General features: G+C 60.6%; 23 protein-coding genes. 18 read left to right on the forward strand and 5 right to left on the reverse strand.

What is annotated here, in order from left to right:
• Positions 1-248: 248 nt before the first annotated feature.
• A complete protein-coding gene (locus BR24_RS07325) occupies positions 249-2,423 on the reverse strand; it encodes a malate synthase G (protein ID WP_496540845.1) in 2,175 nt (724 codons plus the stop codon).
• A gap of 199 nt (positions 2,424-2,622) precedes the next feature.
• Positions 2,623-3,507, reverse strand: a complete 885-nt coding sequence (locus BR24_RS07330; RefSeq protein WP_496540846.1) for a LysR family transcriptional regulator — start codon at positions 3,505-3,507, stop codon at positions 2,623-2,625.
• A gap of 194 nt (positions 3,508-3,701) precedes the next feature.
• On the opposite strand from BR24_RS07330, the gene BR24_RS07335 reads away from it, so the two are divergent.
• From BR24_RS07335 to BR24_RS07380, 10 genes are all read left to right on the forward strand, one after another.
• Positions 3,702-4,958 carry a M24 family metallopeptidase gene (locus BR24_RS07335; RefSeq protein WP_496540847.1) on the forward strand — a complete coding sequence of 419 codons (1,257 nt, stop codon included), beginning with the start codon at positions 3,702-3,704 and terminating at the stop codon, positions 4,956-4,958.
• A gap of 10 nt (positions 4,959-4,968) precedes the next feature.
• A complete protein-coding gene (locus BR24_RS07340; protein ID WP_496540848.1) occupies positions 4,969-6,333 on the forward strand; it encodes a radical SAM protein in 1,365 nt (454 codons plus the stop codon).
• Positions 6,334-6,449: 116 nt separating this feature from the next.
• Positions 6,450-7,298, forward strand: a complete 849-nt coding sequence (locus tag BR24_RS07345; RefSeq protein ID WP_496540849.1) for a glycine betaine ABC transporter substrate-binding protein — start codon at positions 6,450-6,452, stop codon at positions 7,296-7,298.
• A 206-nt stretch (positions 7,299-7,504) separates the two neighbouring features.
• On the forward strand, positions 7,505-8,188 hold the full coding sequence (locus BR24_RS07350; protein ID WP_496540850.1) for a type 1 glutamine amidotransferase domain-containing protein: 684 nt from the start codon (positions 7,505-7,507) through the stop codon (positions 8,186-8,188).
• A gap of 225 nt (positions 8,189-8,413) precedes the next feature.
• Positions 8,414-9,166, forward strand: a complete 753-nt coding sequence (locus BR24_RS07355; protein WP_496540851.1) for a DUF1538 family protein — start codon at positions 8,414-8,416, stop codon at positions 9,164-9,166.
• 13 nt (positions 9,167-9,179) lie between these two features.
• Positions 9,180-9,959, forward strand: a complete 780-nt coding sequence (locus BR24_RS07360) for a DUF1538 domain-containing protein (RefSeq protein ID WP_496540852.1) — start codon at positions 9,180-9,182, stop codon at positions 9,957-9,959.
• Between the two features lie 4 nt (positions 9,960-9,963).
• Entirely contained in the window at positions 9,964-10,311 is a 348-nt protein-coding gene (locus BR24_RS07365; RefSeq protein WP_496540853.1) for a P-II family nitrogen regulator, read from the forward strand.
• A 27-nt stretch (positions 10,312-10,338) separates the two neighbouring features.
• On the forward strand, positions 10,339-10,734 hold the full coding sequence (locus BR24_RS07370) for a CBS domain-containing protein (protein ID WP_496540854.1): 396 nt from the start codon (positions 10,339-10,341) through the stop codon (positions 10,732-10,734).
• Between the two features lie 13 nt (positions 10,735-10,747).
• Positions 10,748-10,915, forward strand: a complete 168-nt coding sequence (locus BR24_RS07375) for a hypothetical protein (protein ID WP_496540855.1) — start codon at positions 10,748-10,750, stop codon at positions 10,913-10,915.
• A 367-nt stretch (positions 10,916-11,282) separates the two neighbouring features.
• Complete coding sequence (locus BR24_RS07380; protein ID WP_496540856.1) at positions 11,283-12,308, forward strand: PEP-CTERM sorting domain-containing protein; 1,026 nt, start codon at positions 11,283-11,285, stop codon at positions 12,306-12,308.
• Positions 12,309-12,370: 62 nt separating this feature from the next.
• Here BR24_RS07380 and BR24_RS07385 read toward each other — a convergent pair whose 3' ends face one another.
• Positions 12,371-12,787 carry a winged helix-turn-helix transcriptional regulator gene (locus BR24_RS07385; RefSeq protein ID WP_496540857.1) on the reverse strand — a complete coding sequence of 139 codons (417 nt, stop codon included), beginning with the start codon at positions 12,785-12,787 and terminating at the stop codon, positions 12,371-12,373.
• A 117-nt stretch (positions 12,788-12,904) separates the two neighbouring features.
• On the opposite strand from BR24_RS07385, the gene BR24_RS07390 reads away from it, so the two are divergent.
• From BR24_RS07390 to BR24_RS07425, 8 genes are all read left to right on the forward strand, one after another.
• Positions 12,905-13,504 (forward strand): flavodoxin family protein, encoded by a 600-nt coding sequence (locus BR24_RS07390; RefSeq protein WP_496540858.1) that lies wholly within the window; start codon positions 12,905-12,907, stop codon positions 13,502-13,504.
• Between the two features lie 319 nt (positions 13,505-13,823).
• Entirely contained in the window at positions 13,824-15,086 is a 1,263-nt protein-coding gene (locus BR24_RS07395) for a DEAD/DEAH box helicase (protein WP_496540859.1), read from the forward strand.
• Positions 15,087-15,272: 186 nt separating this feature from the next.
• On the forward strand, positions 15,273-15,734 hold the full coding sequence (locus BR24_RS07400) for a hypothetical protein (protein WP_496540860.1): 462 nt from the start codon (positions 15,273-15,275) through the stop codon (positions 15,732-15,734).
• Positions 15,731-16,390: a cobalamin B12-binding domain-containing protein gene (locus BR24_RS07405; protein WP_496540861.1), complete on the forward strand. Its 660-nt coding sequence runs from the start codon at positions 15,731-15,733 to the stop codon at positions 16,388-16,390. The genes BR24_RS07400 and BR24_RS07405 overlap by 4 nt, the downstream gene beginning before the upstream one ends.
• Entirely contained in the window at positions 16,387-17,841 is a 1,455-nt protein-coding gene (locus tag BR24_RS07410; RefSeq protein ID WP_496540862.1) for a sensor histidine kinase, read from the forward strand. Before BR24_RS07405 ends, BR24_RS07410 begins: the two co-directional genes overlap by 4 nt.
• A 127-nt stretch (positions 17,842-17,968) precedes the next feature.
• Positions 17,969-18,370 (forward strand): cytochrome c3 family protein, encoded by a 402-nt coding sequence (locus BR24_RS07415; protein ID WP_496540863.1) that lies wholly within the window; start codon positions 17,969-17,971, stop codon positions 18,368-18,370.
• A gap of 14 nt (positions 18,371-18,384) precedes the next feature.
• On the forward strand, positions 18,385-19,350 hold the full coding sequence (locus BR24_RS07420; RefSeq protein WP_496540864.1) for a hydrogenase small subunit: 966 nt from the start codon (positions 18,385-18,387) through the stop codon (positions 19,348-19,350).
• Between the two features lie 30 nt (positions 19,351-19,380).
• Positions 19,381-21,048: a nickel-dependent hydrogenase large subunit gene (locus BR24_RS07425; protein ID WP_496540865.1), complete on the forward strand. Its 1,668-nt coding sequence runs from the start codon at positions 19,381-19,383 to the stop codon at positions 21,046-21,048.
• 76 nt (positions 21,049-21,124) lie between these two features.
• Here the strand turns inward: BR24_RS07425 and BR24_RS07430 are convergent, their stop codons facing one another.
• Complete coding sequence (locus BR24_RS07430; protein WP_496540866.1) at positions 21,125-22,012, reverse strand: DMT family transporter; 888 nt, start codon at positions 22,010-22,012, stop codon at positions 21,125-21,127.
• Complete coding sequence (locus BR24_RS07435) at positions 22,012-22,224, reverse strand: hypothetical protein (RefSeq protein ID WP_496540867.1); 213 nt, start codon at positions 22,222-22,224, stop codon at positions 22,012-22,014. The genes BR24_RS07430 and BR24_RS07435 overlap by 1 nt, the downstream gene beginning before the upstream one ends.
• Between the last annotated feature and the right edge of the window lie 56 nt (positions 22,225-22,280).

Below are 22,280 nucleotides of genomic sequence, written 5' to 3' on the forward strand. Positions count from 1 at the left end.
AACGGTCGGTCAGTCACTGCGCGCCCAAAGAATTCCCGTCGCGACAGGCTGAAAGGGGGCAGGCATGTGATCCTGGCAGATGAACATCTAGTCTGTAACCGGATCATTCATCAGTAAAGCCGATATGATGGCCAAACAGCAGGCGACAGCGCGCAGGGTCAGCCTTGCGGCTTCTAGATGGCGAGTTCGTCTTTTCGCTCACTCGAAAAAAGAGGCTGCCCGAGCGTCCCGGACAGCCTCCTTGGTAGCTAGATGATGCCGAACTTTCTCTTTGCCTCGATGCGTCTGGCGTGGAGGATCGGCTCCGTGTATCCGGATGGTTGCGTTCGGCCTTTGAAGATAAGGTCCCGGGCGGCCTGAAAGGCGACGCTGTCATCGAAGTTCGGAGCCATGGGGCGGTATCCCGGGGCATCCTGATTCTGCTTGTCCACGACTGCGGCCATGCGCTCAAGCGTCTGCGTGATCTGCTCCCCGGTGCAGACGCCATGCAGCAGCCAGTTGGTCATGTACTGGCTTGAGATGCGCAGCGTGGCGCGATCTTCCATGAGACCCACGTCGTTGATGTCCGGCACCTTGGAACAGCCGATGCCCTGCTCGACCCAGCGGACAACGTATCCGAGGATGCCCTGCGCATTGTTGTCAAGCTCTCGTTGGACCCTGTCAGCGGAGATGGTTTCGCTCATGACCGGCAGTTGCAGCAGATCGTCGAGGTCGGCGCGGCGCTTGCCGGCAAGCTGTTTCTGGCGTTCGGCCACGTTGACCTGATGATAGTGCATGGCGTGCAGCGTGGCGGCGGTCGGGGAGGGCACCCATGCGCAGTTCGCCCCGGCTTCGGGGTGGGCGGCCTTGGTGTCCATCATCTCGCGCATCCTGTCCGGCTTGGGCCACATGCCCTTGCCGATCTGTCCCTTGCCGGCGAGCCCGCATTCGAGGCCGATGTCCACATTCCAGTCCTCGTAGGCCGTAATCCAGCGCTGGGCCTTCATGGTGTCCTTGGGGACCATGGGTCCGGCTTCCATGTCGGTGTGAATCTCGTCTCCCGTGCGGTCGAGGAAGCCGGTGTTGATGAAGATGACCCGGTCGGCGGCCTGACGGATGCACTCCTTGAGATTCAAAGTGGTCCTGCGCTCCTCGTCCATGATGCCCATCTTGAGGCTCGTTCGCGGCAGCCCCAGCAGTTCCTCGACCCTGCCGAAAAGCTCCGAGGTGAACGCCACTTCGTCCGGGCCGTGCATCTTGGGCTTGACGATGTAGGCGCTTCCGGTGGCGCTGTTGCCCACGGCTTCTTCGCCCGCGATGTCGCGTTTGAAGATGAGGCCGGTGGCAAAGGCGTCGAGGATGCCTTCGGGAATCTCCTGCCCGTCCAGAAGCGCGGCCGGAGTGGTCATGAGGTGCCCCACGTTGCGCACCAACAGCAGGCTTTTCCCGGAAAGGGTGAAGAGGGAGCCATCGGGCGCGGTGTATTGCCGGTCCGGGTTGAGCGTGCGGGTCACGGTCCTGCCGTTTTTGCGGAAGCGCGCTTCAAGCTCGCCGCGGACGAGGCCGATGATGTTGGCGTAGGCAAGGGCCTTGTCAGGCCCGTCCACCACGGCGACCGAGTCTTCGCAGTCGAGGATGGTGGTCATGGCGGACTCTAGGATGACGTCGCTGACGCCGGAAGGGTTGCCCGCGCCCACCGGGTGATTTCGGTCCACGACGATCTCCGCGTGCAGGCCGTTGTTTTCCAGCAGGACGGAGAAGGCGTCCGCACCGCCGGAATACCCTTTGTAACGCTCGGGGGCGGCCAGTCCGGTTTCCGTGCCGTCGGAAAGCTCGATGCCGAGCCCCTTGCCGCCGTCCGTCAGGAAATATCGCGCCACATCGGCATGGCTGCCTTGTGCGAGGGGGGCGGCGATGTCCAGAAAGGCTGCGGCCTCGGCGATCACCATGTCGCCCCGCACCGGGTTGTATTCGGTGCCTTTCTCCGCGCCTTCCGTCTCGGGGATGGCGTCCGAGCCGTAGAGGGCATCATACAGGCTGCCCCAGCGGGAGTTGGCGGCGTTGAGGACAAAGCGGGCGTTGGTCACGGGCACCACGAGCTGGGGGCCTGCGATGGAGGCGATTTCCGGGTCCACGTTGGCCGTGGTGACGCTGAAGTCGCCGCCGTCCGGAACGATGTAGCCTATCTCTTCGAGAAACGCCCGGTACGCCTGATGGTCGTGAGGTCTCCCGGCACGCTCCCGGTGCCATTCGTCAATGGAAGCCTGAAGCCGTTCCCGCGTTTCCAGCAGGTCGCGGTTTCGCTCGCCGAATTCCTCCACGAGCCGCTCCAGCCCGTTCCAGAAGGACTCCGCGTCAATGCCGCATTCCTCCGCCAGCGGGGACAGTGTGTCGTAAAGACGTTGGTCGACCGCGAGTTTGCCGGTGGTGATCCGTTGGGTCATTATGGCAGCTCCTTGCCTGTTCTGTGTCGCAATCCATCAGGCGCAAAGCCGCGCCCTGGTCCGCAGATTTGGGCAAATATAGCGCTCCGGAGAAAAAATGCAAAGGGTTTGAGATGGTTGTTGTGACTCGTCTGCAACCAATTCCGCCGGTCGCATGACAACCGGCGTTCATCAACGTGCCGTTGTCCTTTGGTCATACTCAAATCCGATATTCACCGAAGTTGCGCAGGAGCCACTGTCCGGCGCGGCCCATGTCCCTGTTCTGATTGCGGATGAGATACAAAGGCGAGGCGTGCTCGCGAATCTCGAGTTCAAGTGAGACGGGCAGGATGTCCCGCTCCGCCAGAGCGCTCTTGAGCAGTGGGGATGGGAAGAACGCCCACCCGAGGCCGCGCTCCACCAGTGAGGCGCACGCGGCGTAGCTGTCGATGAGCCAGCGTTTCTGGCTGAAGTGCGTGACCTCGGTGTCCTTGGCTTCCGATCGGCTGGTGACGACGATCTGCCGTTCGTCCTCAAGGTCGCCCACGGACACGTCTTCCTTGTGCGTCAGCGGATGATGCCTCGAGGCCGCCGCCTGAAACGGGACGTAGGAAAGCAGCTTGTATGCCTCCAGACGCTTGGGAATCCCCGAGCTGATGAGTAGGCCCAAGTCGGCCTTGCCCGCTGCGACGTATTCCTCAACGTCGTTGAAGATGCCCGTCTGGATGTCCAGCTCCGTGAAAGGAAACTGTTCCTCGAATGGTCTGAGGTGCTTCTCTATGAAGTCAGGGTGAAGCGCTTCGTCCAGCGCGATGCGGATGTGCGTGTCCTCCCCGGCGCAGAATGACAGGGCGCGGTCCTTGAGCCGTTGCGCGCCTCGAATGACCCCGAGCGCATCGCGCAGCAGCGCCTCCCCTTCGTCCGTCAGCGTCAGGTACTTGCGGCTTCGGTCGAAGAGCTGCGCGCCGAGGTCTATCTCCAGATTCGCCACTGCGGTGCTGACACCCGACTGCGCCTTGCCCAGCAGACGCCCCGCCGCCGAGAATGATCCCGTTTCCGCGGCGGTCACGAAACATTCAAGATGCGAAAAATTGAAAGAAATCAAAGTTTTTTACCCCTCGTGGCGATGTCCTTCATGTTGGTGACGATACTACATCCGGTCTCGGAGGTCTATGACCTATCTGAAAGTCGAATAGGTTCTAGCTTTGTTTTCCTGTGGTTCGCGTATAGGTTGCGCAGCGATGGACGCCGGAATGCGGCAGCAGAAAAACATGAAACGCCAAAGACCCGAGGTGGAATATGGCCCTGATGGAGTGGCATACGGATGATGACAAAATGTGCTGGCCCGAGCTGGTGGATCTCGCCCCCGAGAGCGTGGGCATCGATCTGAAGGCGGTTCGCCGGTACCGTCTGGGCCGCGTGCGCGAGCAGATGGAGCGTTACGACGTGAACGCCATGATTCTGTCCGACGCGGTGAACATCCGTTACGCCACCGGTGCCAGAAACATGCAGGTCTTCTCGTCCCGCAACGCGCCGTCGCGCTACCTGCTGCTCACGCAGGACAGGAGCATTCTCTTTGAATTCACGGGCTGCCTGCACCTTGCCGACGGCCTTGAGACCATCGACGAGGTGCGCCCCTCCGAAACCGCGAGCTTCGTGGCGGCAGGGCCGAACATCAAGGAGCGCGAGATAGAGTGGGCGCGCAAGATGATCTCGCTCATGAAGGAGCTCGTCGGTCCCGAACTGCGAGTGGGGATCGAGCGCATGAACGCCGGGGTGGCCATCGAAATGGCGAAGAACGGCGTGCAGATCGTGGACGCGCAGGAGCCGGTGGAGATGGCCCGCTGCATCAAGTCCGACGAGGAGGTCAAGTGCATGATCGCCTCGCTTCAGGCGACGGAGCAGGCCACGGGCAAGATGCGCGGCGCCATCCGGCCGGGCATCACCGAGAATCAGCTCTGGTCCATCCTGCATCAGGAGGTCATCGCCCTGAACGGTGACTACGTGGAGACGAGGCTCCTGAGTTCCGGCGCGCGCACCAACCCGTGGTTTCAGGAGTCCGCCAACAAGGTGATCGGGAAAAACGAGCTGGTAGGGTTCGATACCGACGTGGTGGGGTGTCACGGATACTACTCCGACTTTTCCCGCACGTTCCATGCGGGCCCCGACGCTCCCACCGAGGAGCAGCGTACTCTGTACAAAGTCGCGTACGAGCAGATTCAGCACAACATCGACATCATCAAGCCCGGAATGACCTTTCGCGAATACGCCGACAGGGCGTGGGACATCCCGGAAAAATATCACGCCAACCGTTACTACCTTTCTGCGCACGGCGTGGGCATGTCTGGCGAATATCCGTACCTCTACCACCGCGCCGACTTCCCGGATGCGGGCTATGACGGCGTGATCGAGCCGAACATGACCCTGTGCGTCGAGTCCTACATCGGCGAACAGGGCGGGGGTGAAGGCGTCAAGCTCGAAGAGCAGCTTCTGGTGACCGAGCACGGTACGAAACTGCTGACGCATTATCCCTTCGAAGAGGAACTGCTGCGGTAGTGGGGCAACAATGAGTATGGATTTCGATAACCTCCGCACGGAAACCGTCGAGGGTGACGGGTTTCGCATCACGCTGCACAGGCGCGGCGAGAACGCCCACGTCAAACAGCGGCGTCCGGTAATGTACGGCGTGTATTCGGAGATTGAAACCGAGTCCGCCCTGCTGCGGTTCAACCTGAACAACGAGATTGTCAGGGCCGAAGGGCGCGGCGAAGACTGGCCGAGCGATCTGGAGTACCTCAAGCGTACCGCCGGCAACGACTGGGTATACTATTCCACCGGGGGCTACGCGGGGTCTTGGGAAACGCTGACTGACGCCTCGTTTCCGGCCCCGATCTCGTTCAGGATTCCAGAGCCGTACAGCGAAGTGTACAAGACCGTTGGGGAATACTACCTTCCCAACCTGCCTTACGAATCCAACAACATCATCGGCGACGACCCGTTTGCCACGCCGGGCGTGCGGCGGATTCTGAACGGCTGGCACCAAGAGATCGAGAAGGTCCGCAGTGCCGCCGTGGAGCTGCCGCCTCGTTTCAACCGGTTTCTGGAAGATGCCCTGAGGAATTCTCCCGAGCGCCTTCAGGCCAAGGCCGAGCGACTTTTCGAGGTCTGCGGCGGGAGGACTTCCGTGCTGCCCCCGGATGCCCGCCATGCGGATTACGACGTCATTCCCCTGAACATCTCGCAGGGCTGCCTCTACAAATGCCGTTTCTGTTCGGTGAAGAACGACATGCCGTTCTCGGAACGTTCGCGCATGGAGATTCGTCGGCAGATTGATGGGCTGGCCGCACTCTATGGGGATGATCGGTACAACTACAATTCTATCTTTCTGGGCGATCACGACGCGCTCAACACCGCTGACGACCACATCCTGTTCGCCATCTCGGAGGCGCGAAACGGGTTGGGCTTCGACCGATCCTACATGCGGGGCGCGAACGTCTTCATCTTTGCCAGCGTCGCGTCGCTCATGGCCAAGGAGGATGGTTTTTTCAAAAAGCTCGATGCGTGCGGAGCCAGAGTCCACATCAATGTCGGCCTCGAGTCGGCGGATCAGGAGACGCTGGACTACATCGGCAAACCGCTCGGGAGCGCCGAAGTCGTGCGCTGTTTCAAACGTATGCAGTCGCTCAACCGCGAGCATCAGAACATCGAGTTCACGGGCAACTTCGTTTTTGACGAAGCGCTTCCGGCAGGGCACATCCCCGCGTTTCTGGAACTGGCGGAAGGAGACGGGGACGCGCCGCCAGTCAAGGGGACCCTGTACCTGTCGCCTCTTTGCCTCAGCAGGCCGTCCCCCGAGACTCTTTTTGCATTCAAGCAACTCAAAACGTTCAGTATGTTTGCGACATACTTGTATATCATACAGCGTGTCTAGTGCCGGTCGGCAGGGTTCGCCGGTCGAAAAAGGTCAAGGAGCGGGATTCCAACTCGTGAGGGAATGTCGTTGGACTCACCGCTGAAAAAAATCAACAGTACCAAAGGAGTGAATCTATGATGAGGCTGAAGGGAATCATTGCGATCATGGCCATGGCGTTTGTCCTGTCCGTTTTTTCGCAGCCTGCCGCTGCCAAGGAAAAGACGCTGCGTTTCGGCGTGAACAACTGGGCCGAAAACGTAGCCGTCTCGAACATGTGGAAGATTCTTCTGGAGGAGCGCGGGTACGATGTCGAGCTGACGCAGGTGGGCAACGGCGTCATGTACGGCGGGGTGGCCTCCGGTTCTCTCGATATCGGCCTGGAAGTGTGGCTGCCCAACTCCGACAAGCCGATGGTGGATCGCTTCGGCGATGAGTTCGACATCCAGAGCGCGTGGTACAAGGGCGCCAGCCTCGGACTCGTGGTGCCGTCCTACGTGGAGATCGACTCTCTGGCCCAGCTCTCCGAGAACGCCGAAATGTTTGAAAGCGAAATCATCGGCATCGACTCCGGGTCCAGCCTGAACGAGATGACCCGCGAAGCCGTGGAGGCCTACGGGCTGGACTACGAGTTCGTGGAAAGCTCCGAACCTGCCATGCTTGGCGTGCTGGACGCGGCCTACAAGGCGAAGAAGCCCGTGGTGGTGACCCTGTGGAATCCGCACTTCGCCTTTGCCGAATATGATCTCAAGTACCTTGAAGACCCCAAGAACGTCTACGGCGATGGGGATGACATCTTTTTCATCACCCGCAAAGGGTTCAAGGAGGACTTCGGCGAAGTGCTGAAGTGGATGAACAAGTGGTTCATGACTGACGCCACTCTCGGCGAGCTTATAGGCACCATCAAGCGCGCCGAGGACCCGGAGGAGGGCGCCGCGAAGTGGATCGAAGCCAACCGGGAACTGGTCGACTCCTGGTTTGAATAAGTCGCCGTTTCCGGCCGGGCCCCGTTGAGCCCGTGCCGGACTATGCGCCGAACCGCACTCGGGCCGACGGATCAATCCGTCGGCCCGTTTCGTTTTTGCGCACTCCGGAAACCAGACAATTCCCTTCAGGTATGACATCTCTCAGCTTCGTGTGCTAACTTCATTCGTTGCATCCGTAAAAAGCAGAAAACAATGTGAGGTGTCTCATGTCGAAGAAAATACTGGTTGCAGTGACCAGCGTCGCGAAATATCCCAACATGCGCCGTGCCACTGGCCTCTGGCTGAGTGAGGCCGTGCACTTCGTCAAGGAGGTTCGGGAGGCCGGATACGAGGTGGACTACGTCAGCCCTCAGGGTGGCTACACGCCCATTGACCCGCACAGTCTCGAAGGTGCCGACGACACGGACTGGCAGTGGTATCAGGACAAGTCGTTCATGAACCGTCTCGGGGCCACCGTGCGTCCGGACGAGCTTCGGGCGGACGATTACGCCGCAATCTATTACGCCGGTGGTCACGGAACCGCGTGGGACTTTCCCGAGAATGAGGGGTTGCAGGAGATCAGCCGCGGGATTTACGAAAACGGCGGCTTCGTGACCGGCGTCTGTCACGGCGTGGTGGCCCTGCTGAATCTCAGGCTGTCCGACGGGACGCTGCTCATCGACGGAAAGCGACTCACCGGTTTTTCCGACGAGGAAGAGCGGCTTGCGGAGCTCGACTCGGTGGTTCCGTTCCTCACCGAGAGCGAGCTGCGCGCCTGCGGCGGAGTCTACGAAAAGGCCGACAAGCCCTTTGCGGGGCATGCCGTGGTCGACGGGCGGCTCATCACTGGGCAGAACCCGGCCTCGGGCGCGGAGGTCGGCCGTCTGCTCGTCAGGGAGTTGCAGGGCTGATTCGGCGATTGCCCTCAGCTGCCCCGTGAGCGGGGCATCGCGATGCGCCGCTCACGGGCAGAAAGTATGCGGATGAAGCGCGCCCGCGCCTTTCGCGTCCGTCCGAAGGGCCGGTTCCCCCTGTTTTCGTCTCTCCAGTGATAAATATGTGCGAAACGGCAAAGAATCTTTGACTTGGGGCGTTTCTTTTGCAAGGGTGCGAAAAAGGCGGAACTATCCATAATCATGCAGGTTCGAACTCTCAATAGAATAGCGAAGGTCATTCTGGGCAAGCTCTGGAGCTCGCTCAAGGATATGCTTCCCATCATTCTCGTCGTGGTCTTCTTTCAGGCCGTGGTGCTTCAGCAGCCGTTCCCGAATCTCGGGGAGGTGGCCTTCGGCAGTCTGCTGGTGCTCATCGGGCTTGCTCTTTTTGTGCAGGGGCTCGAAATGGGACTGTTCCCCATCGGGGAAAACCTCGCCAGGTCACTTGCGAGGAAGGGGAGTCTGTTCTGGATTCTGACGTTCGCCTTTCTGCTGGGTTTTTGCACCACCGTGGCGGAGCCCGCGCTGATCGCCGTCGCCGCCGAAGCCGCGAGCATCGCTGCCACGGCGAAACTCATTGATGCCGCACAGTCTTCCATGGACAGCTACGCCATGGGACTGCGACTGTCGGTTGCGCTCTCGGTGGGCGTCGCCATCCTGATAGGGGTGCTCCGAATCATCCGCGGGTGGTCGATCTCTGTCGTGATTATAAGCGGCTACGTTCTCGTGATGCTGATGACCATCGTCGCCCCCGAGGAGATCATTGGTGTGGCCTACGACGCCGGCGGGGTGACCACTTCAACTGTCACGGTGCCGCTCGTGGCAGCGCTCGGCGTGGGGCTGGCTTCCATCATCCGCGGCCGCAGTCCGTTGCTGGACGGCTTCGGACTTGTGGCGTTGGCGAGCCTGCTGCCCATGATCTTCGTGATGGGATACGGCCTCATAATCTTTTAAGTCTGGAAGCCATATGGAATTTTTCATTGACTTCGGATCGGTATTTCTGGCGACGGTACGCGATACGCTGCCGATCCTCGGGCTGATCCTCGTTTTCCAGATATTCGTCATTCGCCAGCCGATCCCGCATCTGCCGAGGGTCATCATGGGCGGTGTGTACGTCGTGCTCGGGCTGGCGCTGTTTCTCATCGGCCTGGAAAAGGCCCTGTTCCCCGTGGGCAAGGCCATGGTGGCCCAGTTGACCGCTCCGGACTTTCTCGTCGGCGGTATTCAGGCCCAGTCCGAGTGGACCGCTTATCTGTGGGTGTATCTGTTCGCCGCCATGATAGGCTTCTCCACCACCATCGCGGAGCCGTCGCTGCTGGCCGTGGCGTTGAAAGCCAGCGAAGTGTCTGGCGGCAGCATCAGCCAGTGGGGGCTGCGCATCACCGTGGCCATCGGAGTGGCATTCGGTATCTCGCTGGGGGCGTACCGCATCGTCACCGGCACGCCCCTTTCCCTTTACATACTCTGCGGGTATGTTGCCGTCGTGCTGATGACGTTTTTTACGCCCAAGAAGATCATCGCCATTGCGTACGACTCCGGAGGCGTGACGACCTCCACCGTCACGGTACCGCTGGTGGCGGCGCTTGGGCTTGGCCTTTCAGAGGCCGTTCCGGGACGCAATCCGGCTCTGGACGGATTCGGGCTGATTGCGTTCGCGAGTCTTTTTCCGATAATTGCCGTCATGGGGTACGCGCAGATCGCGCATCTGCTGAACATGCGTACCAGAGCAAAAACGCGAAAGGAATGATGTCATGAAGTTCAAAGCCATTTTCGCCCCGGTCAAGACGCACAAGACCGACCCTATCGTGGACGCGGCCAAGGAGGCGGGAGCCACGGGGGCGACGATCATTTCCGCCCGCGGAACCGGGATGCGTGAAGCAAAGACGTTCTTCGGGCTTACGCTCGAGGATCAGACCGATATCGTCTTCTTCCTGCTCGAGGAACACCTCGTCAATCCCGTCCTCGAGGCCATCCGGACTGCCGGGGAGTTTCAGAAGCCCGGCACCGGCATTGCCTTCGTGGTTCCCATCGACAAGGTGATCGGGATGGAGAGCCAGATCGAGCGCTTCAAGGAAGAAGTCCGCGAGAAGTATTTTTAATAATTCAGTATTCGAAGGGGTGCAGAGATGAAGAAGTCCATTGTCCGCGTTCGGGACGTGATGCAGTCGGAAATCCTGAGCATCGACGGCATGGCGACCGTCAAGGTCGCCGCAGACAAGATGCGGCAGGCGCAGGTCTCCGAGCTGCTTGTGGAACGGCGACACGAGGATGACGCCTGGGGCATCATAACCATCATGGACATCGTCGAAGGCGTGCTCGTTCCCGGTCTCGACGCCGAGGATGTGAGCGTCTACGAGGTAATGACCAAACCCGTCATCACGGTTCCCGCCGTAATGGACATCCGGTACGCCACGCGGCTGATTCACCGCATGAAAATCCACCGCGCGCCGGTGGAGCACATGGGAGAAATGGTCGGTATGGTGACGTTGGATTCCCTCATCCTCGAGCACGAACTTTTGTAGCCGGAGAAAAGGCATGTGGGGATTCTTCGTGGCGATCAACTCGCTGCTCAACAAGGTGCGGATATGCCCGAAATGCAGCCACAAGCAGGCTGTGGGCGATTCGCAAAAGCACGACTCGGTGCGGTGCCGCAACTGCGGGGCCGACATCCCGCCGAGCAGCGGGCGCGGAAGAAGATCCTGAGCCGACCCGGCCGCACCTGAGCGTGCGGCGATTATATTCCTGAAACGGGCCCTTGGCCGGCTTTGGCCGGAAGGGTCCGTTTCTGTTTATGGATGCCGAACCCTGTCGACGCGAGAGCGGCGACCCTGTCGCGCCGTTCGGCGCAGATTCGTACAGACAAGGTCCTGTGCTGTCCACCCCTTCCCGCAATCAGGAAGGGAAGAGCCGACCTGTCCCGCATGAGTAACGAGGTGTAAAGAAAGCTTTGAGGGTGTATTGAAAACCATACACTTTTTCATACTGAGAGTGTGGTTAGCAGCCTGTAATGAAGGTGTTATTTATTGCGCGCATGGATTTTGCTTTCTTGGTAATAATCGGAGGAGGTGCTATGAGCAGAATTGTTTACGCATGGTTGTTCGTTGTTGCCATCATGCTCGCGATGCCTTCATGGGCACGTGCATTCACGTTTCCTGAGCCAACCGCCAACGCTTTCCTGTACGGCGATTTCTACTCATACTCCCTGCCGGTTCTGGCGTATCAGTACGATCAGGAATTCGGGGGAGGAACAGGGCCCGGCAATCCCTATTACGTCCGGTCGACTGCCGGTCATATCAAGGATGGCATCGTCATAGCTACGGGTGCGTCTGGAACCGGGGTGAACACCAACTTCGCGGGTATGGATGACGCGTATCCGACCCCGAACAGCTCCGGCGTGCCCACGTTTTCTACCGGCACGACTCCGGATCCCGGGTTCACCCCCACCATGCCGGCCAATCAGCCCGATACGTGGGATTCGACCATCGAAGCGTTCACAGGGCAGATGAACGGACAGAGCCCGGCCTTCTTCTTCAACAACACGCAGGAACGGTCCGCTCAGGACCTCTGGGCATACGGGCAGGTCAAGGTCTGGAGCAGCACCGGCGGCGCAACGCCGGAGTATTTTGATCTGGCGAGCCCCAACGGCGACGGGACCGGTATCTTCGGCGGTGATCCCGGCACGTATGTCTCTCCGACATATTCCGATGCCTCATGGGAACCGACTCCGTTCGAGGACTATATCATTTCGGGCGGAGACGTATGCATCAACGCCTCCGGGGTTCCGGTGCCGTGCGGCAGCCCGGACGCTGTCGCCGGACCTTTCCCCCACAACCTCGGATCGGATCAGGTGGCGTATGCGGTTTTCTCTCCCGAGCTCAACGCCATGCTCGCGGCATGGAGCGGGGACAGTCCGTACGACATGATCTCCATGGACTTCAGGATGCATTCGCTCAACGGCGGCTATGAACAGGCGTTCGTGGTGCCGTCGACATTCGAGTCCGCTCCGGTCCCCGAGCCTTCTTCCGTGGTCCTTGCCGGACTCGGTCTGGCAGCGCTGATGGCCTTCTCCATGAGACGCCGTCTCGGACAGGGCTAGATCGCGGTTCAGACTCTCTCGCAAGGGGGCGGCAGTCCAGTGCCGTCCCTTTTTTTGAGCGGTCACTCGGAAAGAAGGACAGGGTCTTCCAGCGGCTCGTACTCGTTTGGGTCGAAGACCAGCTCGCCTCCGCCGAGGTGACGTTCGTATTCGATGCCCCACTTGCGCAGTTCGAGCAGGGCAGGGAGCAACTTCCGGCCAAGTTCGGTCAGGGTGTATTCGACCTTGGGAGGAACCTCCGGATAGGCTTTTCTGGTCAGGATATCGTCCTTCTCCAGCTCGCGCAGCTGCTTTGCCAGCATCCTCTCGGATATCTGCGGCATGGTCCGCTTGAGTTCCCCGTATCGCATGGTCCCGGAGCGTGCCAGATGGAATATGATGACGGGTTTCCACTTTCCGCCGAAGACCTGAAGGGTCAGTTCGAAAAAGCATCGGTATTCCTTGTCGTTGACCTTCTTGAGGGGGCACTGCTGGATCATGGGGGTTCCTGACTTACATGCGTGTAAGTGGCTGACTTTGGTGTAACCTCTTGAAAAGAGGAAAGATCATGTTATGTTTGTTCCCTGTTCGTACTAACGCAAGCCAAAGGAGGCAACATGTACGCAGTAGCAGTAAACGGAAGCCCGCGAAAGGGCGGCAATACCGAAACGCTTCTCAAGGCGACCCTCGAACCGCTGGAGCAGGCCGGCTGGGAAACCGAACTCGTTCAGGTGGGCGGACGCAAGGTGCGCGGCTGTATCGCCTGCAACAAATGCTTCGAGGAAAAGAACGGCACGTGCATTGCGCACGACGATCTGTTCAACGACCTGATGGAGAAGATCGTTCGCGCCGACGCGCTGGTGTTCGGCAGCCCGACCTATTTCTCGGATGTCTCCGCCGAACTCAAGGCCGTGCTCGACCGCGCAGGCTACGTGGGCCTCGCCAACGGCGGCCTGTTGCGCGGCAAGATCGGCGCGGCAGTCGTTGCGGTGCGTCGCGGCGGGGGAATCCACGTCTACGATTCCATCAACCACATGTTCCTCATGTCCCAGATGATCGTCCCCGGCTCCACCTACTGGAACCTCGGCTACGGGCTGAACAAGGCCGAAGCCGCCGATGACGCGGAAGGCATGAGAAACATGGGCAATCTCGGCCGGACCATTGACTGGCTCGGCAGGGCCATGAAGCCGAACATGGATTCCTTCCCCGTGGAATAACCGCTCCGGCGAGGATCGGAACCGGAAGGGCGAAAAGCCCGGGAGCGCCCGTTTTGCGGCGCTCCCGGGCTTTGTTCGTCCCGTCTTCGCGCTGCCGCTTTACATCTGTGCTGATAACGTCTACAAAGTAAGACCTCAGCGTGACTGGACGCACGGAAACCCTCACGCCTGTTCCCCAACGGGCGACCCTGTTCCGCAGCAATTCGGACCAAGATCGACTTTTCGTCCCAGAGACCTGCCTGAAGCTCCCCGGCATTGCCGGATTACGACCGCTGTCACGCGCCGTCGTTCATATTTTCTTCCAAATTAGGACTAGTTAGTGAATTTCGACCAATTTTCGTTTGACCAGCGCATCGTCGCTGGAATCAAGGCCTGTGGCTATGAGACCCCGACCCCCATCCAGCAGCAGGCCATCCCCGATGTTCTCAAAGGCAACGACGTGCTCGGCCTTGCGCAGACTGGAACCGGAAAGACCGCAGCCTTTGCGCTGCCCATCCTGCAGCGTCTGCTGGACGCCGACGCTCCCAAGCGCGGTCCCGTGAAGACGCTGGTTCTCGCGCCGACGCGTGAACTGGCACTGCAGATTCAGGAAAGCTTTGTGGCTTTCGGCAAGCAGACCGGTATCCGTACCGCAGCCGTTTTCGGCGGCGTCGGTTTCACTCCGCAAATCAAGGCCGCCCGCTCCGCCACCGTGGTGGTGGCCTGCCCGGGTCGTCTGCTTGACCTGCTCAATCAGGGCGTCATCAAGCTGGACCAGGTGGATACGCTGGTGCTGGACGAGGCCGACCACATGATGGACATGGGCTTTCTGCCCGACCTTCGCCGCATCATTGCCAAGCTGCCCGAGCAGCGTCAGAACCTGCTGTTCTCCGCCACCATGCCGAACGACATCCGCAGGCTGGCCGACAGGATGCTCAACAACCCTGTCACCGTGCAGGTGGACAACACCCGCCCCGCTGACAGCGTCAGTCATGCCTTCTATCCCGTCAGGCATCACCTGAAGGGACACCTGCTGGAAGACCTGCTTGAGAAAACCGAGCATGAAAGCGTGCTCGTCTTCACCCGCACCAAGCATCGCGCCAAGAATCTGGCTCGCAAGCTGGAGCGTCAGGGACACGAGGCGGCTTTCCTGCAGGGCAACATGAGTCAGAACCAGCGTCGCCGCGCCCTCGACGGGTTCCGCGACGGCACGTTCCGCATCATGGTCGCCACGGACATCGCGGCCCGCGGCATCGACTGCGCCCGTGTGAGCCACGTCATCAACTTCGACCTGCCGGATACTGCCGAGACCTACACGCATCGCATCGGCCGCACTGGCCGTGCCGAGCGTACGGGCGCAGCGCTGACCCTGCTGGCTCCTGACGACGACAAGCGTCTCGTCGGACAGATCGAAAAGATCGTCAACCAGCGTATCGAGCGTCACAAGCTCGAAGGGTTCGACTATGACCGCGCGGACATCAGAACGTCCGCCCCGCGCCGCGGAAGGCCCGGCGGCGGCTCCGGAAAACGCTCCGGACGCCCCGGCGGCTCCAGTGGGGCGCGCGGTGGAAAACGCGCGCCACAGTCCGCAGGACGACGCTAGCATCAACAAGACGCCCCGCAGTAATGCGGGGCGTTTTTTTTCGGGCATGTTATTGATTACGCTTGCATTGCCGTTTATAAAAGCATGCTGAAACGCCTTGCCGTATGCGTTTTACGCATGATGTACTTTTATTCGGTATTGGTTTTTTGAGTAGGGTGTTCATCTTTCAATGCGGAGTGAAGCGAAATGAATTCATTGGACGCACTCAGGGACAACCTCGTCTCAAAGGAAGTGAGCGCTCCCGGAGCAGGGTCTGCCGTGGATGCCCACGTCAGTCTGGCGGTCGGTCTGAATGAAAGGATGGAGGCCGAGCCGGATATTGACAGGATTGTTCCCGTATCCAAACGTGGCATGATGCGTGAGAACCATGCCAACCATTTCCGCTACATGCATTCCGTGACGCGGGTCTTCAGCCCCGGCGAGTTCGTCGAAACCGTGGCATGGGCGCTGCGTACCTACCGCGGGCACGGGTTCACTCTGGACTACTGGCGCCGGATGCTCCCGCACTGCATGGAGCTTACCCGGAGTCGGCTGCAGCCAGAGGAAGCCCGTTTTCTCTCCACGCTTTACGAGTGGATTCTCGAGAATCTGGATGCGCTCGGCGTTATCACCACGCCCTCCGGCGAAACGGAAGGGGGGCAGCGGTGAGCGGTTTCGATCATGACCGGACCATGCTTGTCGCTGATGAGTATCAGGCGGCGCTTCTGGCCGGAGAGCGCGACAGGGCTACGGATGCGATCATGCGGGCCCTTGACGACGGGCTGGACATCCCGTCCCTGTACATAGACGTCTTTCAGTTCACGCAGTACCGCATCGGCCGCCTGTGGCAGGAAAACAAGGTGAGCGTCGCCGTGGAGCATTACAGCACGGCGGTCACGCAGTTGATCATGTCCAATCTGTTTCCGCGTATCGTGGGTGACGGCTCTGCCGGAAAAACGGTGGTGGGCTGCTGCGTCAGCTCCGAGCTGCACGAGATGGGGATGCGCATGGTCTGCGATTTTTTCGAGATGAACAACTGGATCACCCATTTTCTCGGCTCAGGCATGCCGGATGCCGATCTGGTCGGGTTTGTCCGGGAGCAAGGGGCCGACCTTGTCTGCATCTCATGCACGACTTCATACAACGTTCAGGCGGTCAGGTCCCTTGTCGCGGCGCTCAAGGAGGACCCCGACTTCGCACCGGCGGTCATGGTCGGCGGAGCACCCTTTGCCGCGAATCCCGAGCTGGTATCCCTCGTGGGGGCGGATGCGACCGCGCCGGATGCCAAGGCCGCAGTCAGTACGGGCTGGGAGCTGGTGTCATGACGCATGATCTCACTCCCCACCCGCAGGGCGCAGCGGTGATATGTGACCACAACTCACAGGTCCTGCGTGTTGTATCCGATGAACTGGGCATATTCGATTCTTCCGACTCCGAAGATCTTGTCTCCGTGGTGGATGACGGCTCCGTGGAGAAGCTCACGGACTTTCTGCAGCGGGTGCAGACCCACAAGTCGTCCATGGGCTGGGAACTCAACACCATCACGTCGGCAGGCGTCCGTCCTCTCTATTACTTCGGCGTGCGGCACGACGAGGGAGTGCTCGTGGTCATCTCTCCCATGCCGGAGAATCTGGTACACCTCTATGACCAGATGATTTCCATCGTGAACGAGCAGAATGTGTTGCTTCGCGAGTGCCAGCAGAAACTATCGATGGGACTCGGAAGCAGCGAGGATCCGGCGCAGCTTGACAGCATCATGCAGCTCAACAACGAGTTGGTGAACGCCCAGCGGGAGCTCAGCATCCGCAACATCCTGCTGAAACGGCAGAAGGAGCGGGCCGCGAAACTTTTCGAGCTGAACCCTGACGCCCTTCTGATCATCGATGACTCCGGTACCATCATCACCGGCAACGGTGCCGCCCAGAGGCTTTTCGAGACCGACGAGGACGGGCTCTCCGAGCTGCGCATGAAGTTTCCCCTCGGGCAGGACGGCGACGTCGAAACCTGCGTGCAGACCGCGACGGGCGCGAAGGTGATGGAAATCCGCTCCACCGAGACGGAGTGGGACTCCAGGCCGGTCACACTCGTGTCACTGCGCGACGTGACGCAGCGCAAGGAGCTGGAGGAGCTCAAGGAAGATGTGGCCCGCATCTCGCAGCACGATCTCAAAAGTCCTCTCGGTGGCGTTGTGTCCCTGTCGCAATTGCTCAAGACGCACGAAGACCCGGATGTGCGGGAAGCCGGAGAGCTTGTGGAGGATGCGGGAAGCCGATTGCTGAACATGGTCAACGGCTCGCTGACGCTTTATCGCATGGAGCGGGGAGAGTATGTTCCCGAGATGCAGGATGTTGAGATTGCGTCTGTAGTGCGGGGCGTGATTGCCGACTGCGAAGGCCTGCGTCAGGGCAAACGTCTCGAGGTCGTTCAGGTGGGGCGCTGCGATGAACTGCCGGGGGAGCCCTCCCTTTATCACAACATGCTTTCCAATCTGGTGAAAAACGCTTTCGAAGCCGCACCGGCGGGGTCGACCGTCACCATTCGCTGGGGCGGGAGTCCGGACGAGGGGTATAGGCTTTCCGTCCACAACTATGGGGCCGTGCCCGCAGCAGTAAGAGAGAGTTTCTTCGAGAAGTACGCAACCCACGGAAAGAGGGACGGCAGCGGTCTCGGAACATACTCGGCCCGCCTGACGGCCCTGACCCTGGGCGGTTCCCTCGGTTTGCGGACCTCCGAACAGGAGGGGACCACGCTTCTGTTCTCCATTGAAGCGGGGTGAGTCCGACTCTCGCGGAGTATCCTCCTCCCCGAGAGTGGGCAGGGTTCGGAAAACTTATAATCAGAATAATACGCGTTCCGTGTATACTTGCTCCCGATAGCTCAACTATTCACCAAACGGAGGAAGCATGTTCCGAAAGGTCCTGTTTTCCGTGGCGGCTTCTCTGGCGATGGCCGTCATCGTGACCACGGCGGTCGCCTACAAGGTCCCCGACGAAATCGTTCTGGAGCGTCCGAAGGGCAACGAGCCGCTGGCCACATGGGTCAAGGAGGTCAAGTTCGCGCACGGATTCCATGCCATCAGGGTGCCGTGTCAGAAGTGTCATCACAAGGAGTCGGACAAGACGCTGGGAGAATTCGTGGCCTGTCGCCAGTGCCACAGTGCGGATGATCCCAAGGACAAGACCGGCTTTTACAGGGCATGGCACTCCGAGGGAGCGCCGAGCTGTCTCGGCTGTCATACGCAGAGGCGAGCCGCAGGGAGCGATAATCCCGTCGGCTGCACCACCGCCTGTCACAAGCCCGGTTAGCCAAGGAGGATCGCATGCCGAACTCGAACAGGTTCGATACACTCAAGATGATGGCGGGAACCGAAAAGCCCAGTCGTCGAGACTTCATGAAATTCTGCGGGACCATGGCCGCCTTCATCGGAATGGGACCGGCCTTCGCGCCCAGGGTGGCCCATGCGCTGACCAACAAGAAGCGGCCCTCCGTCATCTACATGCACGGCGCTGAATGCACCGGCTGCACCGAGGGACTGCTCAGAGCGTACCAGCCGTATTTCGATGAAATCATCATGAACACCATCTCGCTGGATTACTGCGAGACCGTCATGGCTTCCGCCGGACAGGCGGCCCACGCAGCGCTTGAAAAGGCCATGAAGAATCCCGAAGGGTACGTCTGCGTCATCGAAGGCGGTATACCCACGTATCACGGCGGGGAGTACGGCAAGGTGGGCGGCGAGACCATGTTCCAGCTCTTTGCACGTGTGGCGGCCAAGGCAAACGCGACCATCGCCATGGGCTCCTGCGCCTCCTTCGGCGGTATTCAGGCGGCCGCGCCCAACCCCTCCGGCGCCAAGGGCACCAACGAGGCGCTCAAGGCGGTCGGGGTCAACGCCATCAACATCGCGGGCTGCCCCCCGCACCCCATGAACTTCGTGGGAACCGTGGTCCATCTGCTGACCAAGGGCATGCCCGAGCTGGATGCCTGGAATCGGCCCAAGATGTTCTACGGCAACACCGTCCACGACCACTGCCCGAGGCAGGAGCACTTCAACCGCGGCGAGTTCGCTCCGGACTTCGGGAGCGACGAAGCCAAGAAGGGCTGGTGCCTGTATCAGCTGGGCTGCAAGGGGCCGTACACCTACAACAACTGTCCTACCTCCCTGTTCAACCAGGTCAGCTGGCCGGTTCAGGCGGGCGCGCCCTGCATCGGATGCAGCGAGCCGAACTTCTGGGACGACTATTCGCCGTTCTTCCATCCCATCGAGGACGGACCGGAAACCTAACCCGCGCCATCAGGAAGGAGGAATTACCGCATGAGTCAAAGCAATGCCATGAACGGCACCGGCAACCGCCTGATCGTGGACCCGGTGACCCGCATAGAAGGCCATCTCAAGGTCGAGGTGGAACTTGAAAACGATCACGTGAAGAACGCGTGGGTCAGCACGCAGCTCTACCGGGGCATCGAGCAGATCCTCAAGGGCAGACCGCCGGAGGACGCGCCCCTGTTCACCCAGCGCGCCTGCGGCGTCTGCACCAACACCCACGCCCTGACCAGCATCCGCGCCATCGAGAACGCGCTCGACATCGAAGTGCCGCCGCTGGCGGGGCTGATGCGCAACCTGATCCTGTCCGCGCTGGTGGTGCATGACCATCTGGTGCATTACTATCATCTGCACGGGCTGGACTGGATAGACATGGCCGCCGCCACACAGGCCGATCCGGCCAAGGCCGCTGCAATAGTGGACAAGACCAGCAACCGCGGCGGCGACCCGGCGGACCTGTTCATCGTTCGCAAGCGGCTCAAGGACTTCGTGGGCACCGGACAGCTCGGCTTTCTGGAGAACGCCTACTTCCTCGGCGGCAACGAGGCCTACCGCTTCTCGCCCGAGGAGAACCTCATCATGTCCGCCCACTATCTTGAAGGACTGCGCGTCCAACTCAAGCTCGCGCGGGCCATGGCCCTGTTCGCGGGCAAGAATCCGCACGCCCAGTCCATGGTCGTGGGCGGCATGACCTGCTACGACAGCCTCAAGCCCGAGGTGGTCACGCATTTCCGCAGCCTCTGGCAGGAAACGAAGGAGTTCGTGGAAAACGCCATGATGCCGGACATCGTCATGATGGCCAAGCGATTCCCCGAGTCGTGGAAGTACGGCAGGACGAAGAATTTCTTCGACTTCAGCGACTTCTATGATCCCGGCACCGGAAAGGACCCCTACTTCCGCTCAGGCGTGCTCTGGGGAAACGACCTCGACAGCGCGGAAAAGCTCGACATCGACAAGATCGACGAGCACGTGGCCCGAAGCTGGTACAAGGGCGACGACGTGCTCAAGCCGTACGACGGCGTCACCGATCCGAAGTACACCAACTACGAGGACAAGGAAAAGTACTCGTGGTCCAAGGCGCCGCGCTACAAGACCGAGGCCATGGAGACCGGGCCGCTCGCCCGTCGGGCCATCGCCTACGCGCGCGGCGAATCCGAGACAAGGAAGATGCTGGACGACGTGTTCGCCAAGACCGGCATGAAGTCGGAGCACCTTTTCTCCACCATGGGCCGCACCGTGTCCCGCGTGGTGGAGACCGCCATGCTCACCCGCCGTATGGAAGGGTGGATCGACGAAGTGGACGAGCGGGTCAAGTCAGGCGACGACAAGATCTATCGCAAGTGGACCATGCCGGACGAGGCCAAGGGGGTCGGCATGTGCTGCGTCACCCGTGGCGGCCTCTCGCACTGGATTCGCATCAAGGACAAGAAGATCGAGAACTTCCAGATGGTGGTTCCGTCCACGTGGAACCTCGGTCCGCGCTGCAAGGAAGGCAAGCTGAGTCCCGCGGAGCAGTCGCTCATCGGCTGCCCCTGCCCCGACCCGGATCGTCCGGTGGAGATTCTCAGGACCATCCACTCCTTTGACCCGTGCATCGCCTGCTCGGTGCATCTGGTGGACAACCGCAAGGGCACCCGCCAGAAGTTCCGCGTGCTGTAGCGGTCTCGTATAATGAAAAAAGAAAGCCGGGCGTCCGATCGGATGCCCGGCTTTTTCGTGCGTGATTCGCTTTGGATCAGGCTTCGCGCCGCGTCCAGCGCCGCAGGAATTCCTTGGGGACCGTGATGAGGACGACGCCCGCAAGGGACACCAGACCACCCGCAAGCGCCAGCGGGGCCGGGAACTCGCCCAGCCAGATAAGGCCGATGACGATGGTCAGCAGCGGCAGGGAGTACTGCGTCACCACGATCTTGGACACATTGCCCTTGGAGAGCGCGTAGGACCAGAACGCATAGGCCACCGCGCCCGGGCACACGCCGAGGTAGGCCACGGCGAGGATGCTCTCCAAGGACGCCCCGGCCACGGCCTCTGGCAGTCCCGGCAGGAAGCGGCCCATGAAGATTGTCCCGGCGATGAGCGTGTAGGTGACGTACTCAAAGGGCGTGTAGCGTTCCAGGTAGGGCTTCTGGAGTACGATGTAGAGGCTCTCGGACACGGCGGCCAGCAGGATGAGCAGGGCGCCGAAGTCGAAGCTCATGCCGCCGCCTTCGCCGAAGGCGATGAGCGCGATGCCCGCCATGCTGATGCCGATGCCCACGAGGGTTCGCTTGACGATGCGCTCGCCCAGCAGCACCACGGCGAACAGGGTGGAGAAGACCGGGATGGAGCTGATGATGAAGCTCGCGGATCCGGCGCTGACCGTGGTTTCGCCGTAGTTCAGGGCCACATGGTAGACGGTGTAGCCGAGGAATCCGTGCAGCAGGATGATCGGCAGGTCGCGCAGTCTCGGCAGGCGGATTTTGGCGATGAAGGCGTAGACCAGCATGGCGGCCGAGGCGAAGAGAAAGCGCAGCAGGGCGAGGTGTCCGGGATCGAAGTCGGGCAGGGCCGCGCGGATGCCGACGAAGGCCGAGGCCCAGAAGGTGAGGGTGGCGCACAGTGCGAGGACGACGCGGAGCTGCATTACGCGTCCCTGTCGTTCTTGCGCTTCTCGTCCCTGCGCTGCTTGAAGTTGATGGCCGCGAGACATCCGGCCAGCCCGCCGAGCGCCACGCCGCGGGCCATGGGCAGGAGGTCGAACCATCCCGCGATGACACCGAGGGAGCCTCCTGCGAGGATGCCCTTGGCGAGAACGTCGATCCATTCAAGGAACCGCTTGGTGCTTTCGTCAGCCATGACCGTTGCCCCTTTCAAGCTGTTTTTGATGCATTTTTCCGTTTCGGGAGATTTGA

It is taken from the genome of Pseudodesulfovibrio halophilus DSM 5663 (assembly GCF_059568665.1).

Excerpts from the sequence above, each read along its gene's own strand:
- BR24_RS07350 (WP_496540850.1), top strand. The coding sequence starts at position 7,505 with ATGTCGAAGAAAATACTGGTTGCAGTGACCAGCGTCGCGAAATATCCC.
- BR24_RS07355 (WP_496540851.1), top strand. The coding sequence starts at position 8,414 with ATGCAGGTTCGAACTCTCAATAGAATAGCGAAGGTCATTCTGGGCAAG.
- BR24_RS07370 (WP_496540854.1), top strand. The coding sequence starts at position 10,339 with ATGAAGAAGTCCATTGTCCGCGTTCGGGACGTGATGCAGTCGGAAATC.
- BR24_RS07375 (WP_496540855.1), top strand. The coding sequence starts at position 10,748 with ATGTGGGGATTCTTCGTGGCGATCAACTCGCTGCTCAACAAGGTGCGG.
- BR24_RS07365 (WP_496540853.1), top strand. The coding sequence starts at position 9,964 with ATGAAGTTCAAAGCCATTTTCGCCCCGGTCAAGACGCACAAGACCGAC.
- BR24_RS07360 (WP_496540852.1), top strand. The coding sequence starts at position 9,180 with ATGGAATTTTTCATTGACTTCGGATCGGTATTTCTGGCGACGGTACGC.
- BR24_RS07435 (WP_496540867.1), bottom strand. The coding sequence starts at position 22,224 with ATGGCTGACGAAAGCACCAAGCGGTTCCTTGAATGGATCGACGTTCTC.
- BR24_RS07385 (WP_496540857.1), bottom strand. The coding sequence starts at position 12,787 with ATGATCCAGCAGTGCCCCCTCAAGAAGGTCAACGACAAGGAATACCGA.
- BR24_RS07415 (WP_496540863.1), top strand. The coding sequence starts at position 17,969 with ATGTTCCGAAAGGTCCTGTTTTCCGTGGCGGCTTCTCTGGCGATGGCC.
- BR24_RS07425 (WP_496540865.1), top strand. The coding sequence starts at position 19,381 with ATGAGTCAAAGCAATGCCATGAACGGCACCGGCAACCGCCTGATCGTG.
- BR24_RS07345 (WP_496540849.1), top strand. The coding sequence starts at position 6,450 with ATGATGAGGCTGAAGGGAATCATTGCGATCATGGCCATGGCGTTTGTC.
- BR24_RS07400 (WP_496540860.1), top strand. The coding sequence starts at position 15,273 with ATGAATTCATTGGACGCACTCAGGGACAACCTCGTCTCAAAGGAAGTG.
- BR24_RS07380 (WP_496540856.1), top strand. The coding sequence starts at position 11,283 with ATGAGCAGAATTGTTTACGCATGGTTGTTCGTTGTTGCCATCATGCTC.
- BR24_RS07325 (WP_496540845.1), bottom strand. The coding sequence starts at position 2,423 with ATGACCCAACGGATCACCACCGGCAAACTCGCGGTCGACCAACGTCTT.
- BR24_RS07430 (WP_496540866.1), bottom strand. The coding sequence starts at position 22,012 with ATGCAGCTCCGCGTCGTCCTCGCACTGTGCGCCACCCTCACCTTCTGG.
- BR24_RS07340 (WP_496540848.1), top strand. The coding sequence starts at position 4,969 with ATGAGTATGGATTTCGATAACCTCCGCACGGAAACCGTCGAGGGTGAC.
- BR24_RS07420 (WP_496540864.1), top strand. The coding sequence starts at position 18,385 with ATGCCGAACTCGAACAGGTTCGATACACTCAAGATGATGGCGGGAACC.
- BR24_RS07410 (WP_496540862.1), top strand. The coding sequence starts at position 16,387 with ATGACGCATGATCTCACTCCCCACCCGCAGGGCGCAGCGGTGATATGT.
- BR24_RS07335 (WP_496540847.1), top strand. The coding sequence starts at position 3,702 with ATGGCCCTGATGGAGTGGCATACGGATGATGACAAAATGTGCTGGCCC.
- BR24_RS07390 (WP_496540858.1), top strand. The coding sequence starts at position 12,905 with ATGTACGCAGTAGCAGTAAACGGAAGCCCGCGAAAGGGCGGCAATACC.